General features: G+C 39.6%; 14 protein-coding genes. 7 read left to right on the top strand and 7 right to left on the bottom strand.

Annotated features, from left to right (window positions below; translation table 11 throughout):
- Positions 1-147: 147 nt before the first annotated feature.
- The 3 genes from R9C00_27260 to R9C00_27250 all read left to right on the top strand — a co-directional run bounded on the left by R9C00_27260 (position 148) and on the right by R9C00_27250 (position 2,202).
- A complete protein-coding gene (locus R9C00_27260; GenBank protein WPO35400.1) occupies positions 148-1,107 on the top strand; it encodes a CPBP family intramembrane glutamic endopeptidase in 960 nt (319 codons plus the stop codon).
- A 74-nt stretch (positions 1,108-1,181) separates the two neighbouring features.
- Positions 1,182-1,391 (top strand): DUF2007 domain-containing protein, encoded by a 210-nt coding sequence (locus R9C00_27255; protein WPO35399.1) that lies wholly within the window; start codon positions 1,182-1,184, stop codon positions 1,389-1,391.
- A complete protein-coding gene (locus R9C00_27250) occupies positions 1,372-2,202 on the top strand; it encodes a phosphatidate cytidylyltransferase (GenBank protein WPO35398.1) in 831 nt (276 codons plus the stop codon). The genes R9C00_27255 and R9C00_27250 overlap by 20 nt, the downstream gene beginning before the upstream one ends.
- Positions 2,203-2,281: 79 nt before the next feature.
- On the opposite strand, the gene R9C00_27245 is transcribed toward R9C00_27250, so the two are convergent.
- Positions 2,282-3,304 carry an isoaspartyl peptidase/L-asparaginase gene (locus tag R9C00_27245; protein WPO38799.1) on the bottom strand — a complete coding sequence of 341 codons (1,023 nt, stop codon included), beginning with the start codon at positions 3,302-3,304 and terminating at the stop codon, positions 2,282-2,284.
- 116 nt (positions 3,305-3,420) lie between these two features.
- On the opposite strand from R9C00_27245, the gene R9C00_27240 reads away from it, so the two are divergent.
- Complete coding sequence (locus tag R9C00_27240; GenBank protein ID WPO35397.1) at positions 3,421-4,713, top strand: hypothetical protein; 1,293 nt, start codon at positions 3,421-3,423, stop codon at positions 4,711-4,713.
- Positions 4,714-4,867: 154 nt separating this feature from the next.
- Positions 4,868-6,550, top strand: coding sequence for an amino acid carrier protein (locus R9C00_27235; protein ID WPO35396.1), 1,683 nt, complete (start codon positions 4,868-4,870; stop codon positions 6,548-6,550).
- 74 nt (positions 6,551-6,624) lie between these two features.
- On the opposite strand, the gene R9C00_27230 is transcribed toward R9C00_27235, so the two are convergent.
- Entirely contained in the window at positions 6,625-8,172 is a 1,548-nt protein-coding gene (locus R9C00_27230) for an alkaline phosphatase D family protein (protein ID WPO35395.1), read from the bottom strand.
- A 777-nt stretch (positions 8,173-8,949) separates the two neighbouring features.
- On the opposite strand from R9C00_27230, the gene R9C00_27225 reads away from it, so the two are divergent.
- Positions 8,950-9,561: a sigma-70 family RNA polymerase sigma factor gene (locus R9C00_27225; protein ID WPO35394.1), complete on the top strand. Its 612-nt coding sequence runs from the start codon at positions 8,950-8,952 to the stop codon at positions 9,559-9,561.
- A complete protein-coding gene (locus R9C00_27220) occupies positions 9,521-9,775 on the top strand; it encodes a hypothetical protein (protein WPO35393.1) in 255 nt (84 codons plus the stop codon). The genes R9C00_27225 and R9C00_27220 overlap by 41 nt, the downstream gene beginning before the upstream one ends.
- A 35-nt stretch (positions 9,776-9,810) precedes the next feature.
- On the opposite strand, the gene R9C00_27215 is transcribed toward R9C00_27220, so the two are convergent.
- The 5 genes from R9C00_27215 to carB all read right to left on the bottom strand — a co-directional run bounded on the left by R9C00_27215 (position 9,811) and on the right by carB (position 17,280).
- Positions 9,811-10,821, bottom strand: a complete 1,011-nt coding sequence (locus R9C00_27215) for a gliding motility lipoprotein GldB (protein WPO35392.1) — start codon at positions 10,819-10,821, stop codon at positions 9,811-9,813.
- Between the two features lie 102 nt (positions 10,822-10,923).
- On the bottom strand, positions 10,924-12,111 hold the full coding sequence (locus R9C00_27210) for a phosphoglycerate kinase (GenBank protein WPO35391.1): 1,188 nt from the start codon (positions 12,109-12,111) through the stop codon (positions 10,924-10,926).
- A gap of 137 nt (positions 12,112-12,248) precedes the next feature.
- Complete coding sequence (gene ruvB, locus R9C00_27205) at positions 12,249-13,277, bottom strand: Holliday junction branch migration DNA helicase RuvB (GenBank protein WPO35390.1); 1,029 nt, start codon at positions 13,275-13,277, stop codon at positions 12,249-12,251.
- A 203-nt stretch (positions 13,278-13,480) separates the two neighbouring features.
- Positions 13,481-14,287, bottom strand: coding sequence for a hypothetical protein (locus tag R9C00_27200; GenBank protein ID WPO35389.1), 807 nt, complete (start codon positions 14,285-14,287; stop codon positions 13,481-13,483).
- A gap of 179 nt (positions 14,288-14,466) precedes the next feature.
- Complete coding sequence (gene carB / locus R9C00_27195; GenBank protein ID WPO35388.1) at positions 14,467-17,280, bottom strand: carbamoyl-phosphate synthase large subunit; 2,814 nt, start codon at positions 17,278-17,280, stop codon at positions 14,467-14,469.
- Positions 17,281-17,358 lie beyond the last annotated feature (78 nt).

Below are 17,358 nucleotides of genomic sequence, written 5' to 3'. Positions count from 1 at the left end.
GTACAAATAAGCTTTTAAAGAACAGATATTCTGCATTTTAAGGTTTTGCCCACGGGATTGTCGGTTGGCTTCCCTAACTTTGCGGTTTTTAGTATATGCACTAAAAGGAAGTAGTGTTCTGTAATTCCAGCTTTATTAACCGAACCAATGGATTATACCCCAAAATATATTAAGCAGCTATTCACCCAAAACTCCCCAAATTCATTAATGGTGCTATTTGGAGCTGCATTATGTTCATTTTTCTTGGCGCAGTTTGTGGGTGCGGTACTCGCTTTTGTATTGTTAGGTTTTGACCAAGATTTGCTCAAGGTTTTGTTTGAAGATCCCCAGTCTGATCCAGCCAATCGAATGATACTGATGGCGGTACAAGGAGCCAATAGTGTCATGATGTTTATCGGGACTCCTTTGCTTTATTTGAAATTTTATGAAAAAACAAAGCCTTTTGATGCTTTCAAAACATTTGGAGGAAAGTCATTGGTATTGATGTTGGTGCTGACTTTGTTCATCGTGTTGCTTTATATGCCATTGAGCGCTTTCATAATTCAATGGAATGAAAATATAGTTTTCCCCGAGTGGATGAGCGGCTTTGCCGAGAGGGCTAGGGAAATGGAGGATAAAGTAAAAGAGCTGACAATGTTTTTGATCCAATTCGAGTCTACTACCGATTTTCTGATTGGGTTATTTGTGGTAGCAGTGTTGCCTGGAATTGGCGAAGAATTGCTTTTTAGAGGTGTTTTGCAAAATAAACTGAGGTCGTTCACCAATAATTCTCATATAGCTATTTGGATATCGGCTATCCTGTTTAGTGCTTTCCACTTCCAGTTCTTCGGCTTTGTACCCCGTATGTTGCTTGGTGCGCTTTTCGGATATTTATATATTTGGTCAGGAACATTGTGGGTGCCCATTTTTGCTCATTTTTGCAATAATGGGATAACCTTGCTTGTATTTTATTTAAGTAAAAAGGAAATGGTCGATATAGACCAACAAGCTGAAAATGCGAACATATGGTGGGCATTGACTTCCTTTTGGCTAGTAATTGGGTTGTTGTATTATTTCAAAACCCAACTAATAGGAGGGTTTGGTACAAAAGAAAAAAACTCAGTATAAGCTAATAATACTATAAGTTTGTTGCTGACAAGAATGAAAATGAAAAATATACCAAAAACAACCAGAAACTTATAATGAGCAATTGGAAAAAAGTATATAGCACTACTAACTTATATCAGGCTGAATTGGTAAAAACAGTTTTGGAAGGAAATAACATTACTTCCATTATTATGGATAAGCGTGATTCTTCTTATAATAATTTTGGAGAAAAAGAAGTGTATGTGACAGATACAGATGTATTGGAAGCGTTAAAAATTATAGAGAATGAGGTCACATTTGAATAATTTGCCCGAGCTTACCCAGCGAATAATAGCTGCTTTGTTTGGGGCAAGTATCATATTGGGGGCTATTCTTTGGAATGAGTGGAGTTACTTTGTTATTTTCTTGGCTATTTGCATGCTCTCAATGCTAGAGTTTTACAAACTGCTTGGGCTAGATGGAAACGTACCCCTCAAAACCTATGGAATGCTCAATGGTTTTTTGATGTTTTTGCTCACCTTTTTGGTGGAGAAGAATATTCTGGCAAATGAGTACTATATGCTCATATTTGTAGGTTTATCGGCAGTTTATGTCATTATTTTATATAAAAAAGCTGATAAAAAACCATTCACAAGTATTGCTTTTACCTTCTTGGGGGTAATTTATGTAGGCACACCCTTTGCCCTGCTTAATATGTGCGCATTTGTGGATAGTGTCTATCATTATGAGATCATCATAGGCTTACTTTTTACCTTGTGGGGAAGTGATACTGGGGCATACTTTGCGGGAAAAAACTTTGGTAGAAGACCGCTTTTTGCACGTGTTTCACCAAAAAAGACATGGGAAGGAAGTGTTGGAGGAGCTTTAACTGCAATAGGTCTAGCATCGATATTTGCCTATTATTTTCCTGTGTTGGCTACTTGGCAGTGGATTACTATTTCGATTATTATAGTTGTGGCAGGTACTTATGGAGATTTAGTAGAGTCGCTTTTTAAAAGAAGTATTCATATAAAAGATTCGGGAACAACTATTCCTGGACACGGAGGTTTTTTAGATAGGTTTGATGGATTGCTTATCGCTGCGCCAATCATAGTAGTTTTTATCAAACTTTTCTAGACAAACGTATTATATACAAAGCGGCTCTTCTTCTAATACTTATAGAAAAAGAGCCGCTTTTGTTTGTGCAACCTTGACTTTATTCTTCGTCTTTATAGATCATTACCTTTTTAGAGCCATCCGATTTCACGAAGCCACGGTACATTCCCTCAGAGTTGAACGTCATAGATATGTTTCCTTTTGCATCCAAGGCGATAATTCCACCGCTTCCGCCCATTTCTACCAATTTTTTCATCACTACTTCGTCAGCCGCTTCTTGCAAGGGAATTCCTTTGTACTCCATCCTTGCAGAAATATCGTGGGCAACTTGTGCTCTTATAAAGTATTCGCCATGTCCTGTTGCAGATACGCCACATGTTTCATTATTGGCATAAGTTCCTGATCCAATGATGGGAGCATCGCCTATTCTCCCCCATTTTTTGTTCGTCATGCCCCCAGTAGAAGTGCCAGCGGCAATATTTCCATATTGATCAAGCGCAACACAACCAACCGTTCCGTATTTGAAGTTCTTGATTTCCTGAGGATCTAGATAATATCCTTGCCCTTCTTGCTCTCTTTTGATCGCCCTTTCCAAAGATTTTTTCCTTCTTTCGGTAAAGAAATAAGAAGGTTCAACAATTTCTAGTTCTTGGTCCGCTGCAAAAGCTTCTGCCCCTTTGCCCGAAAGCATTACATGCTCTGAGTTGACCATAACGGCAAGAGCAGCGGTAATCGGATTTCTCACGGTAGTAATTCCAGCAACTGCTCCAGCATTTAAATTACTTCCATCCATAATAGAGGCATCGAGTTCATTTTTACCATCGTGGGTAAAAACAGCGCCTTTACCTGCATTAAAAAGTGGAGAGTTTTCCATGATTTTGATAGCGGTAACTACGGCTTCCAAGCTTGTTCCTCCTTCGGCAAGAACTTTCTCTCCAGCTTCCAAAACCTCGTTTAGTTTGTCACGGTATTCCTTTTCCCGTTCATTGGTCATGTTCTTTTTGAGGATAGTACCTGCTCCTCCATGAATAACCAAAGCATAATTCTTTTTGCTTTGGGCGTTTGAGCTCATTATTGAAAGTAAAAGCACCAATAAAAAGCTGATTGTGGTTTTTGTTGCCATCATTTTAAAAATTTTGGTTGAATAATTTCACCTTATCGTAGTATAAAGATAGGAAAATAAGAGGGTGTTTGGGGTGGTAGGGGTTAAATTTGGGCAGAATCGAACTGCGATAAACTGTGCTAATTCTTCTCAACCTTCTATTTCTTGGGCTGATTTCCTTTTTGCTTTATAAAAAGTCAAAACAGCAAAGCTTGCGCAAGCATTTTTGGTTTGCCCTAGTGGTGAGGGTTGTGGCTGGGATAGGTCTTGGATTGGTTTATTGGTTCTTTTATAAAGGAGGAGATACGGTTACGCTTTTTGGAGATGGGGTGGCTCTGGCAAAATATGCCAAGCAAAACCCTTCTGACTATCTTCATTTCCTGTTTTTTGATGTATGGGAAGAAGACCAACATGTTTATAGGATTCTGCAGATTACCAACCCAAGGGCAGTTTTTATGTCGAAGGCGATCAGTATAGTGAATTTGCTTACGGCAGATAACTATTGGCTTACCAGTGTGTATTTTTCTTTATTTAGCTTTGCAGGAAGTTGGTTTTGTGCCAATAAACTAGCGAATACTTTTCGAAGCTATCAATCTTTGGTGGCGTTTTCCTTTTTTTACTTTCCCTCTTTTGTGTTTTGGAGTTCGGGTATTATAAAAGAAAGTTTGTTGGTTGGAAGTATCGGTTTTTTGGTAGCACTTCTTCCTTTTAAAAACAATAGTGGCTTGGGGGTGAATCGTAGCTCATTATGGAAGATATTGGCTTTCTGCTTGCTCTCAGTTCTGATTTTAAAATTAAAATATTACTATTTGGGAGGGTTGCTTGCGGCTATATTTTCTTATTACCTCACTCAATTGCTTTTGCCTCGGAAGTTTGAAAAATGGAGTTATGTAAGCATGCTTGGATTCTTCACCCTAATTTTAATAGGAAGCACATTTTTCCACCCCAATCTAAATATCGGTGTTTTCCTAAATGCTTTGGTAAAAAATAACCAGATTATGGTGGAAGCTACGGCGAATGAGTCCAACCTGATTCTTTTTGAGGGGCTTACACCAGATTGGACTTGTGTGTTAAAAAATATTCCAAAGGCAGTTTGGGAAGGGATGTATCGCCCATACCTGTGGGAAGAAGGTCATTGGTTAAAACGGCTAAGTGCTATAGAAGCGGCTTTTATCTTCTCTTTAAGCATATTTTCGGTACCTGTATTTATCAAACTACTTTTCAAAAAGAAGCTGGAGGCTTGGGTGATTCCTGTGTTGCTTTACTCTTTTTTAATGCTTTGTATTTTGCCAATTGCCGCTCCAAATATTGGGAATTTGGTAAGGTACAAAGTTGGTTTTAGCCCTTTTCTTACTTTGCTAATGTTGATTGGAGCAGTAAATTTCACCGATTATTTCACTAAGTTTAGGATAATCAAAAGACTATTTTGACTTCTTTTATGCTCTGTTTTTTAATGCAATAAGGTGATTGTCTGTGAGATAAACTTTGCTTTAAGGTCTGATTTGGATTTTAAAAACAATAAATTGTACTAATTTTACCTAATTATTCACACAATAAAAGGACTGAAAATACTTCGAATCAACTATGCAACAACTCAACGACATTTTAGCTACTATCGATAGTTACATAGGAAGCAGCGACTGGTTTGTTTACGTGCTCCTAGGAACAGGTTTGTTTTTTACCATTTATTTAAAATTTCCTCAAATTCGTTACTTTGGACATGCTCTTAAAGCTGTAAAAGGTAAGTTTGACAAAGAGGGTGATGAGGGGGATACTTCTCATTTTCAAGCACTTACAACGGCACTTTCAGGCACGGTAGGGACAGGGAATATTGCAGGTGTAGCTTACGCTATTCATTTAGGTGGTCCTGCCGCACTTTTTTGGATGTTGGTAACGGCCTTTTTAGGTATGACTACCAAGTTTGTGGAAGTTACGCTTTCGCACAAGTACAGGGAAAAGGATGAAAAAGGGGAGATCGCTGGTGGTCCAATGTACTTCATGAAAAATAAGTTGAACATGAAGTGGATGGCGGTGATCTTTGCCATTGCTACTGTTCTTTCTTCGTTTGGTACAGGTAGCTTACCGCAAATCAATAGTATTGCTAATTCGCTTTTTGCCACGTTCGAAATTCCACATATGCTTACGGGTGGAGTATTGGCTATTTTGCTCGGGCTAGTGATTATTGGTGGAATAAAGAGGATAGCCAAAATAACGGAAAAACTTGTTCCTGCTATGGCATTTATCTATTTGATAGGCGCATTAGCGGTTATTTTTTATAATGCAGGAAATATTGTTCCCTCCTTTATTTCTGTTTTTGCAGATATCTTTACAGGTTCGGCAGCAACAGGTGGTTTTATGGGAGCTACTTTTGCCTACGCTTTTAATAGAGGTGTAAACAGGGGGCTGTTTTCCAATGAGGCTGGTCAGGGCTCTGCTCCAATTGCCCACGCAGCGGCGAAAGCCCATGAGCCTGTATCTGAAGGTATGGTTGCTATTTTGGAGCCCTTCATTGATACCATTCTTATTTGTACAATTACAGGTCTCGTAATTTTGTCATCTGGAGTGTGGAACACTAAATTGGACAACCAGTTCCAATACTCTGATGTGACCGTATTAGCAAGCACGTATGATGACCAAAATGAGGAAGATATAGTTCAGCTTTTTGACCATATCAATGGTGTCGAAGAGCTTCCTTTGTTCAACGGTGATTTAACTGTAGAAGAGGGGCAAATTATAGCAAGTCCATCTATTATCCACGCTCGCTCTTTGGCAGAAGGAATCGTATTTAAAGATGAGCATGGGTTTTATTCTGGACCGATTACGGTAAATAATGGGAAAATAGCTAATGAGGATGCCCAGTACTTGGTAATGAGAGGTAAGTCGCTTATTCATAGTGCCCCACTCACTACCGAAGCCTTCAAAAAGAGTTATTTCCAAGACTTTGGGCAATACATAGTTTCCATAGGTTTGCTTCTCTTTGCCTTCTCCACAGCTATTTCGTGGTCTTATTATGGGGACAGGGCGACTACATATTTATTTAGCAGAAAGGGAATTGTGTATTACAGAATTGTGTATGTAATAGGCTTTTTCTTGGCATCATTTGTCGACACTACTATTATATGGACATTCTCTGGTATCACTATCGCCCTCATGACACTGCCAAACTTGGTTGGTATTCTCTTATTACATAAAGATATGAAAGGAACAGTTGCTCAATACTGGACAGACTTTAAAAAGGATTGGCCAGAGGAAAAAACTCCAGAATAATCAAATCAGCTGATTTTTTATATAAACCCGAAAAGCACCTTGCCCAGGCAAGATTCTTTTCGGGTTTTATGCTGTTACTGTTGAAGGTTCAACTCATTGTTTTTTACAACAATTTTATACGCTAACATTTCTTCATTGCTTCTTTTTTTAACAGTAGAAACATAATACCAATCTGCGGTCAGGTCCTCTTGGGTGAGTGTCAGCAACAAATAGCCGTGGTCTCTTAAGTTTGTGAATTTTAGATGGGGGTTCAACGATGGGGCTAGAAGTATTTTTTCCGCCATCTTTACAGAATCGTCCGTAGTATATTCATTGGAGTTAGATGAGGTTATACTTGTTGTCCCAAATTCCAATGCAACTATTTTTGCTCCTTTATTGTAGCGTTTTTGCTCAGAAGGAACTTCAAATGCCCAAGAGCTATGGGTATCTCCTGTTAGAAAAATAGTGTTTTTGATGCTGCTTGAATCTAGAAAGGATAAGAGTTTCTGTTTTTCGATTGGGAAACCGTCCCAAGAATCAAGATTTCGAGGGCTTTGAGGGTAGATAGGACTCATATTTAGGTCAGCGAAAATAACTTGGTTCCCAATCAAGTTCCATGTTGCTTGCGAGCTTTTCAAATTTTGGGTGAGCCATTTATATTGCTCGCTACCCAGCATACTTCTCGATTCATCCAAATACTCAGTCGCCTGTAGGCTATCTGCGGGTTTGCTTCTTTCTAATCGCTCATCTAACATAAGCAGGTTTGCCAACGGTCCAAAATCAAAGCGCCTATATAAAGTTTTTGATTCCCTTATAGGCATCCACTCATAATAGGCTTTTCTTGCAGCAGCTTTTCTAGCTAAAAAATCACCTTCATCATCTTGATGGTTTTCGGCCCCATCTTTATAAACATTGTTGGCAATTTCATGGTCATCCCAAATAGTAATAAAAGGATGTTTTTGATGAACCTTCATGAGGTCTTTATCTAGCCTATATTGTGCATAGCGTATGCGATAATCTTCGAGGGTCACAATTTCATGGGCTGGTAAATGAAACCGTCCCGTTGTAGAGTCTCCATATACTTTTGGAGCGTACTCATATATGTAGTCGCCTAAATGGATAACTGCGTTCACTTCCTTTTCGGCTATTCTGGCATAAGCGTTGTAAAATCCAGCTTCGTAGTTGCTGCAGCTCACAATTGCAAATTTGAGCGGCTCGGTTAGGGACTGGTTGCTAGTCATGGTTTTTCCAATTATCGAAGTTTTACCAAGCGAGGTAAATCGATAAAAGTATGTGGTGGCTGGTGATAAGCCGCTTACATCAACCTTTACCGTGTAATCTACCAGACTGTCTGTTGCAACTTTCCCCGATTTGATGACTTTGGAAAAGTTCATGTCCTCGGCTACTTGCCATTCTACTTCAACTGATTCGGCAATTTCTGGGGTGACTCTTGTCCATATTATTACTCTGGTTGGTAAAGGATCGCCAGATGCGACACCGTGGTAAAAAGGCTTTAGTTCTTCATCAAAGTATTTATAAGTATCATTTTTAGGGATTTTAGATTTAGATTCTTCAGATTCGACTTGGCATCCAAAAGCAATGAATAGTATTGTTAGAAATGAATAGTAGATTTTTATTCCCATGATTTCTGATTGAATGGTATAGTTTTGTTTTATTCTTTAAAAATAGAAGGTTTGGGCGATGGATAGGTTAAGCTATGGTAAACAAAATAGTATTTATGAGTCCAATTGAATAGAAGCTGAGTTTGGTCATGAAATTAGGCTGTTATCTATTCTTATATAGCACAATAATTCCAGAAAGATACTGTCCCGAATTTCAAATATCGGTTTAAAACCCGTATGGGCTGTTTATCTTTTCCAGAAAGCTGGCTTCTTGCCCCTCCAAAAGTTGATACCTATCAGGTAGTTGGGCCCGCCTATCACTTTACCGCTGTTTTTTTGTACTTATCGCCTATTTTATTGCCCGTTTTTTTCGCTTTTACCCTATTTTTCTTGCATGGGCAGGTGGGCTTTCTTGCTCCCCGATGTAATGTTTTCCCATCTTGGGAATACTTTTCTGTATAGGATTCTCGATATCCCGGAAAGAACTTTGGGTGTAGGCTTTTTGGGGTAATGTTAAAAAAATAAGCTGGAAAATGGGTTTTTACCTGGTTTGCCAAGGTTTGTGCCCTGTATAGGTATGTGTGTTTCTGTGGGTATTTCAATTTTTTTTATAAAAAAACAGCTTTTTTCCAATAAAACATACCTATCACGTAAAGTGCTGTCAACCATGTGAATAACCTACATCGTTTTCTTCCTGTCTGTAAGTTTGCCGCCCCTAAAACAAAAAAAGTTAGCGGTGGAAGCCCTAAAATAGCAATACCAATTCATTATCATCGTTAACTAAATACAACTACCGAAATGAAGAAATACAAAGTAAGTGATTGCGAATTAATAAGCCAGTACAAAAAAGGAAACGAAAGCGCTTTTGAGGAACTAGTACTAAGACACAAAAACAAAATCTTTACGACGATCTTGTTGATAGTAAAGGACCAATACGTGGCAGAGGACCTGCTGCAGGAGACCTTTATCAAGGCAATAAAGACGATCAAGACAGGCAGGTACAACGAGGAGGGGAAGTTCCTCCCGTGGATCTCGAGGATAGCCCACAACATGGCGATCGACAATTTCAGGAAGCAGAAGCGCTACCCGATGATCGTGATGGAGGACGGCAGCAACGTTTTCAACACGTTGGAGTTCTCGGAAGACTCTTTCGAGTCGCAGCAGATCAAGAACGAGGTCCACGCCCGTTTGCGGGAGCTGATCCAGAACCTCCCGGAAGCGCAGCGTGAGGTGCTCATGATGAGGCACTACATGAAGATGAGCTTCCAGGAGATCGCCGAGACTACCGGCGTGAGTATCAATACCGCCCTTGGCCGCATGCGTTATGCCTTGATCAACTTGAGGAAACAAATGAACCCTGAAGCGAGCAATGAAAAAAAAGAGAAACAAGATAGCAGCGATTCAAAATGATATTCTAAGATATGTATACCACGAGGTAAGCCCATCGGAGGCAGGGGAGATAGCGTCGCGGATCTTCTCCGACCCGGAACTGGAAGACGAGTTCTATAACTTGGTCAGCCTGAAGGGGAATCTCGATAGACTGGAGGCGAAGGGAGAGCCTGGCCAAAGGTCGATAGACAACATACTGGCATATTCGAGGTCACTTGACTCGATCATACATTAAAAAAAGCTGGATCATTAAGATCCAGCTTTTTGTGTTTATTGGGGCTTATATCTTGATTCTTGGAATATTCTCCGAGCATCTTTTATTGACATTAGTTCAGGTAAGCTAGTTTCTTCTTTTCTTCGTGAAAACTCTCTTGCCACTTCCCATCCAATCCATCTACCAACCCTGCCTGGGCATTTATCTGCTATTTGAGGAATGTTTGGTCTTTCTCCAATGTATAAAGCCTTTTGGCTTTCGCTAGTGACATAAAAAATATTTTCTTCTATAAAGTGTCCCCAAATGATATCTATAAACTGTTCTGAAAGATCCCATTCATTTTGGGTGTAGCCGATGATAAGTGTATCAGCGGTGTAGGGCAGCATTTTTTTTGTAAAATGATAAGCTTTGCCATAATAGATCATGTCGGCAAGAAGTGTTCGGTCTTCGAAATCGTAGGAATTGTATTTAGCCGAAACATAGGTGATAATATTTGGGACTATATATTCTGGCTCGTACCTGCGAAGCATATAGTCGGGAATGTCTTGGGGCCTATAGGTGGATTTTTGTCCAGCATACCAGTCTAGCCCAATCACAATCATACTTTCAGAATAAAATAAATCTGCTCCAAATCCAAAAGACCCAAACCCTGAAACGCTTGTATATATTTTGGGTACATTAAAATCGGGAAAATAATATTTGATATAGGTAAAAGCTTGCTCCAGCTCTTTTTCTAAACTTTCTGTTGAAGGAAAAATTCGTTCTACATCATTGATTAAAGTATCGGTATGAGGGTCGATAGAAAAATTATAGATCATATTGACCAAAACCGAATCATCAGGGTAGTTATCTATTTTAAAAAACTGCTTTGCAAGCTCTGGGTGCTGATCTAAATATTCAGCAATCTGAAATTTGTCTTTGCTCTTGAATAAATCTTCAACTCGCTCAATTTCTATTTTAGGTCGAGGGATATTTGAAATGTCGGGTACTTTTTCTTCTGAGTTTTCACAAGAATAAAGCGCTAATGAGCATGCAATAATGACGAAGTACTTTAGAGAATTGAACATGATTCTATTTCCTTTTTTAACAAGTTGTTTTATGTGTGGACGAAAATAACAAAAAAAGCCTCGTTGGTTAACGAGGCTTCAAAATATTGGAAGTAAATATGTTTATTCGTCGAGTGCTGCAACACCAGGAAGGGTTTTGCCTTCCATGTATTCTAGAAGAGCGCCACCGCCAGTTGAGACATAAGATACTTTGTCGCCATAACCCAAGTTATTGATAGCTGAAGCGGAGTCGCCGCCGCCAATCAATGAGAATCCACCAGCTTCAGTTGCTTCAACTACGGCATTAGCGATACCAACAGTTCCTTTTTCAAAAGTTGGGAATTCAAAAACACCCATTGGACCATTCCAAAGTACAGTTTTAGATGCTGCAACAGTTTTGCTAAACAACTCAATAGTTTCTGGTCCAATGTCAAGACCTTCCCATTCAGGAGTTATTTCTCCAGATTTTACAACTTTAGTATCAGCATCATTGCTAAAATCATTTGCTTCAACTGTATCAACAGGCAAAATCAAATTAACTCCTTTAGCTTTGGCTTTTTCAAGTAATTGAAGAGCCAATTCTTGTTTATCAGCTTCGAGCAAAGATTTACCTATTTCTCCACCTTGTGCTTTTGAAAAAGTGTATGACATTCCACCACCGATAATTAGATTATCTACTTTATCGAGTAGTTTTTCGATAATCATGATTTTATCAGAAATTTTCGCTCCACCCATAATCGCAGTAAACGGCCTTACTGGTGTGCCAATCACTTTTTCAGCATTGTCGAGCTCGGCTTTCATTACGTATCCACAAGCTTTTTCGGTAAAGAACTGGGCGATAATGGCGGTAGAAGCATGCGCTCTATGTGCAGTACCAAATGCATCGTTCATGTAGAAGTCTCCGTGAACAGAGAGTTTTTTGGCAAACTCAACATCTCCTTTAGTTTCTTCTTTGTAAAAACGAAGATTTTCCAAAAGAAGAACCTCACCGCCTTTAAGTGCAGCCGATGCGGCAGCAGCTTCAGCGCCTATGCAATCTCCTCCAAATTTAACTTCAACACCGAGGGCTTTTGACAAATCAGGAATGATATGCTTTAAAGAAAATTTATCTTCTGGACCTGTTTTAGGTCTTCCTAAGTGTGACATTAAAACAGCAGAACCGCCATCAGAAAGAATTTTCTTGATAGTAGGCACAGCTGCATTAATTCTAGTGTGGTCAGTTACTTGTAATTGGTCATTCAAAGGAACGTTAAAGTCCACTCGTATAAGAACTTTTCTTCCTGAAAAATTAAAATCATCGATGCTTTTCATAGAAATTTCTATTATTTAAAAAGGTATATGAATAATTTTTTATTTAAAAAATCAGCATGTTTCGCTTGCTAAAATGGAGTGTAAATGTAACCATTATAAGCAGAGATAAAAATGATAAATATCGTGTTTGCAATAAATTAACCGAAAAGAGTGCCTTCACTAGCAGGTGGGATTATATTGAGATGTTCGTAGGCCAAGGCAGTTGTTTCCCTGCCCCTCGGGGTGCGTTTTATATAGCCTTCTTTGATCAAAAAGGGCTCATAAACCTCCTCAATTGTTTCTGCCTCTTCACTACACGCAGTGGCAATAGTGGTTAAACCAACTGGCCCGCCTTTGAACTTTTCTATGATTGTTCTCAATATTCTGTTGTCCATTTCATCTAGCCCATTCTGGTCTACGTTTAAGGCGTCCAGAGCTACTTTTGTAATTGCCAAATCGATCGTGCCATTACCTTTTATTTGGGCAAAATCACGGGTTCTTCGCAAGAGATTGTTGGCAATACGAGGAGTTCCCCTGCTCCTGCGGGCAATTTCCATAGCTGCATTCGCTTCAATAGGAGCTTTTAGGATTTCTGCCGAGCGAAGTACGATTTTAGACAATAGTCTGGCGTCATAATATTCAAGCCTGGCATTTATACCAAACCTAGCCCGCAGTGGCGAGGTGAGCAATCCAGCCCTTGTTGTAGCCCCAATAAGTGTAAAAGGACTTAAAGAAAGTTGGATTGTTCGTGCATTAGGTCCTGAGTCGAGGACAATATCGATTCGGTAATCTTCCATTGCGGAATACAAGTACTCCTCGATTACTGGGTTGAGCCTATGGATTTCATCAATGAATAATACATCATTTTCCTCCAAATTGGTCAGAAGCCCAGCCAAATCACCAGGTTTTTCTAGCACAGGGCCAGAAGTGGCATTTATATTAGCATTAAGTTCATTTGCCAAAATATAAGAAAGCGTAGTTTTGCCCAAGCCAGGAGGGCCGTGAAGTAGTACGTGGTCAAGTGCTTCGGAGCGTTGCAAAGCTGCCTTTACAAAAATCTCTAAGTTATCAACAACCTTTTGTTGTCCAGTAAAATCGCCAAACGATAAGGGTCTCAGTGCTTTTTCCGTGTCCCTTTCTTCGTTCGACATATTTTCACCATCCGAATCTAAATAGTCTTCTCTCATGATTTTCCTCTTAATACTACTAGCTTAAACCCAAATTTAACGTACTCAGTTGCAGATTTACCTACGAGTTTACGGAATTTGAAAGTAGCCACAAAATCAATCTTAGGTTTGGGGCAAAAAAGCAGGTTAAAATGAAAAAGGCAAAATAAAAATGGTCGGCGCAACTTTTGCGCCGACCATTTTTATTCTTAAAAGTAAACCTTCTACTTTTCTATCGTAACACTATAATCTTTAATGAGTGTTTTTCCTGTTCCTTCAATCACTTCGTTTCCCAGCTCAAGGCTAATGACCTTGTCCGTATCTTTCAAATAATTATTGGCAATCAGCCAATCCATGAAAGGTTTGAAATCGATTGTTGCTTCTTTGATGTCGCCATTGGCAGGCATGAAAGCAACATACGTATGGCCAGGGTCTCCTGCGGCTACATTCCACTTTCTACCATCTATTTCCACATTTTCATGTTTTATGGGCATGCCGTAGCTTGCTTGCATCCAAAACATATACTCCCCAATGATATTTTTAGAGCCATCTTTTCTTGTGTTGATATATTCGTTATCACCGTGGTATTCATCTACCGTCCAAAATTCAAAGGCCAAGTTTCTTCTGCCTTGGTAGCTGCCCTCGTACTTAAAGTGCACCTTCATGCTCTTGAGTTCTTTAGGAATAAATGGAAATCCTTTCCCTATGGTATAATGAAAGAATGGTTTGTGTCCAATTATAGCCTGTAGGTACATTTTTACTGATCCATCTTGCCCGCCTGGGGTGCGCCATTCCCAGCCAAAGGTTTTATCTTCTTTAGTGAAAATTTTGTACGAATAGCCGTCACCTTTCAGTCCCCAAACATTGTTTTCAAGCTCTACATTTCCTGTACGAAGCCTGCCGCCCGATTCTGAACTGGAGGATACCTCAACCCCTGGTGTATTTACAAAAACAGTAGTGACATTTTTGGATAAAATAAAGGAAAGTGCCAAAAATGAGAAGGCGAGGAGGGGTAGAAATGTTTTTTTCATTAGTTGTAGAAATTTATCTTCTTTTCTAATAATACTCTAGACAAGTAAAAGTAAGCAGTTGACTTGAAGCAGGCTCAAAACTTAGATTAACAAATCTAAATACTTTGTTGTAAGAAATAAAAAAAAGGCTGCCATCAAAAGACGGCAGCCAGTATGTGTATATTGAAACCAATAAAGGTTTATCGGCTGAGGTAAAGGTTTCTTTCAGAGTAGATATTGAGGAAAAACTCATCTCTCAAATTGTCTACGAAGTAAATACCCTCGCCAGTAGATTTCATTTCAGGACCAAGCTCTTTGTTTACATTTGGGAATTTGTTGAACGAAAATACTGGTATTTTGATAGCGTATCCATTCTTCTGAGGATTAAACTTAAAGTCGGTGACTTTGTTTGCCCCAAGCATCACTTTTGTAGCGTAATTTACATATGGCTCTTGATAAGCCTTGCAAATAAACGGTACTGTACGAGATGCCCTTGGGTTTGCCTCAATCACATACACCTTATCATCTTTGATGGCATATTGGATGTTGATAAGTCCAACAGTGTTGAGAGCCAAAGCAATTTTCTTAGTATATTCCTCTATTTGGTGAAGAATGAAATCTCCAAGGTTATAAGGAGGAAGTACTGCATAAGAGTCACCAGAGTGGATACCCGCAGGTTCTATATGCTGCATCACGCCAAGGATATGAACATTTTCCCCATCGCAAATCGCATCAGCTTCTGCTTCCATAGCTCCATCTAAGAAGTGATCGAGCAAAATCCTGTTGTTAGGTATTTGCCTCAAGGTTCTTACTACATGCTCTTCTAGTTCCTCCTCGTTTATCACGATTTTCATGCTCTGCCCGCCAAGTACATAAGACGGTCTCACTAGCAATGGGAATCCTAGTTCTTGGCAAGCTTCCAATGCTTCGTCAGCATTTTCCACCACACCAAACTTAGGGTATGGAATGTCTAGCTTTTGTAATAACTCAGAGAAACTACCTCTATCTTCAGCAAGATCTAGTGCCTCGTAGCTAGTACCTATTATTTTTATACCGTAGCGGCTAAGCTTTTCAGCAAGTTTTAGAGCTGTTTGCCCACCAAGCTGAACTATTACACCTTCTGGTTTTTCATGTTCTATGATTTCATAGATATGCTCCCAGAAAACTGGCTCGAAATAAAGCTTGTCCGAAATATCGAAATCGGTTGAAACTGTTTCAGGGTTACAGTTGATCATGATAGTCTCATAACCAGCTTCCTTAGCAGCCAACACGCCATGAACACAGCAGTAGTCAAATTCAATACCCTGACCTATTCGGTTAGGGCCTGCACCCAATACCACTATTTTTTTCTTGTCAGAAGAAACCGACTCGTTTTCCTCGTCAAAAGAAGAGTAGTAATAAGGTGTTTTTGCTTCAAATTCTGCAGCACACGTATCAACAAGTTTCCATGTCCTGTTGATTTTCATGTCCTTCCTTTTCTTAAAAACCTCACTCTCTAGGCATTTAAGCAAGAAAGCAATTTGCCTATCGGCATATCCTTTTTGCTTCGCCATGAGCATAAGTTCGTAAGGAATACTTTCGATCGTATATTCCTCAATTTTATCTTCTAGGTGGATAAGTTCTTCCAGTTGCTTAAGGAACCACTTATCTATTTTGGTGATGGCATGGATTTTCTTGAGTGAAATACCGAGCTTGAAGGCATCGTACAATCTGAAAATCCTATCCCAACTTGCTTTTTCAAGACCTGGGATTATTTCTTCTTGTTTGGTAAGTCCTTTTCCATCAGCACCAAGCCCGTTTCTTTTTATTTCGAGTGACTGACATGCTTTTTGGAGGGCTTCTTGGAAGTTTCTTCCAATTCCCATTGCCTCACCTACAGATTTCATTTGCAATCCTAAAGTACGGTCAGAACCTTTGAACTTATCAAAGTTCCAACGAGGTATCTTCACGATTACATAATCGAGCGCAGGCTCGAAAAATGCTGAAGTAGTACCCGTGATGGCATTGTCAAGCTCATCCAAGTTGTAGCCTATCGCAAGTTTTGCAGCGATTTTGGCAATTGGGTAACCTGTAGCTTTAGATGCTAGTGCCGAAGACCTCGATACCCTAGGGTTGATTTCGATGGCTACTATATCGTCATTTTCAGGGTTTACTGCGAACTGAACGTTACAGCCACCTGCAAACTGACCAATACCGTTCATCATCTTGATGGCAAGGTCGCGCATGTTTTGGTAAACCGTGTCGGGCAAGGTTTGAGCTGGAGCAACCGTAATGGAATCCCCTGTATGGATACCCATTGGGTCAAAGTTCTCGATAGAGCAGATAATGATGACGTTTCCTACATTATCCCTCAAAAGCTCCAACTCATATTCTTTCCAACCCAATATACTTTGCTCTACTAGCACCTCGTGTACTGGTGATGTGTGCAAGCCGTGGGTAAGGGCTTTGTCAAACTCATCTTTGGTATGTACAAACCCGCCGCCGCTACCGCCAAGGGTAAACGATGGACGAATTACTAATGGAAAACCTATTTCTTGGGCTATTTCTTTTCCCTCCAAAAATGATTTTGCTGTTCGACCTTTACAAACATTGATGTTAAGCTCGATCATTTTATTCCTGAAAAGCTCCCTGTCTTCTGTAGTTTCAATCGCTTTGATATCCACACCAATGATTTCTACACCGAACTCTTCCCAAATTCCAGCTTCTTCGCAATCTATAGCCAAGTTAAGTGCAGTTTGCCCACCCATAGTAGGTAGCACTGCATCTATGTTGTGCTCAGACAGGATTTGAATGATGTACTTCTTTTCAAGCGGTTTGAGGTAGATATTGTCCGCTGTCACACTATCTGTCATGATAGTGGCGGGATTGGAATTGATTAGTGTAACTTCTATCCCTTCTTCTCGTAATGAGCGGGCTGCTTGCGAACCTGCATAATCAAACTCACATGCTTGTCCGATAACGATGGGACCACTTCCAATGATTAAGACCGATCTTATTCTTCTGTTCCTAGGCATTTAGCTTTCTAAATAAGGCGTTAAGCAAATTTTGGATGCAAAGGTAAGTTTATTGTATTGGTTTTAAAAACCCTTTTT

This window comes from Flammeovirgaceae bacterium SG7u.111 (assembly GCA_034044135.1).
In the GTDB taxonomy this organism is placed as follows: Bacteria; Bacteroidota; Bacteroidia; order Cytophagales; family Flammeovirgaceae.
The sequence above is the reverse complement of the archived record's forward strand: the minus strand, read 5'-3'. Positions and strand labels throughout refer to the sequence as shown.

What these genes read in the sequence shown, in the direction of transcription:
- R9C00_27250 (WPO35398.1), top strand. Translation starts at nt 1,372, where the DNA reads ATGAGGTCACATTTGAATAATTTGCCCGAGCTTACCCAGCGAATAATA.
- R9C00_27200 (WPO35389.1), bottom strand. Translation starts at nt 14,287, where the DNA reads ATGAAAAAAACATTTCTACCCCTCCTCGCCTTCTCATTTTTGGCACTT.
- R9C00_27255 (WPO35399.1), top strand. Translation starts at nt 1,182, where the DNA reads ATGAGCAATTGGAAAAAAGTATATAGCACTACTAACTTATATCAGGCT.
- R9C00_27220 (WPO35393.1), top strand. Translation starts at nt 9,521, where the DNA reads ATGAAAAAAAAGAGAAACAAGATAGCAGCGATTCAAAATGATATTCTA.
- R9C00_27230 (WPO35395.1), bottom strand. Translation starts at nt 8,172, where the DNA reads ATGGGAATAAAAATCTACTATTCATTTCTAACAATACTATTCATTGCT.
- R9C00_27245 (WPO38799.1), bottom strand. Translation starts at nt 3,304, where the DNA reads ATGGCAACAAAAACCACAATCAGCTTTTTATTGGTGCTTTTACTTTCA.
- R9C00_27210 (WPO35391.1), bottom strand. Translation starts at nt 12,111, where the DNA reads ATGAAAAGCATCGATGATTTTAATTTTTCAGGAAGAAAAGTTCTTATA.
- R9C00_27215 (WPO35392.1), bottom strand. Translation starts at nt 10,821, where the DNA reads ATGTTCAATTCTCTAAAGTACTTCGTCATTATTGCATGCTCATTAGCG.
- carB (WPO35388.1), bottom strand. Translation starts at nt 17,280, where the DNA reads ATGCCTAGGAACAGAAGAATAAGATCGGTCTTAATCATTGGAAGTGGT.
- ruvB (WPO35390.1), bottom strand. Translation starts at nt 13,277, where the DNA reads ATGAGAGAAGACTATTTAGATTCGGATGGTGAAAATATGTCGAACGAA.
- R9C00_27235 (WPO35396.1), top strand. Translation starts at nt 4,868, where the DNA reads ATGCAACAACTCAACGACATTTTAGCTACTATCGATAGTTACATAGGA.
- R9C00_27225 (WPO35394.1), top strand. Translation starts at nt 8,950, where the DNA reads ATGAAGAAATACAAAGTAAGTGATTGCGAATTAATAAGCCAGTACAAA.
- R9C00_27260 (WPO35400.1), top strand. Translation starts at nt 148, where the DNA reads ATGGATTATACCCCAAAATATATTAAGCAGCTATTCACCCAAAACTCC.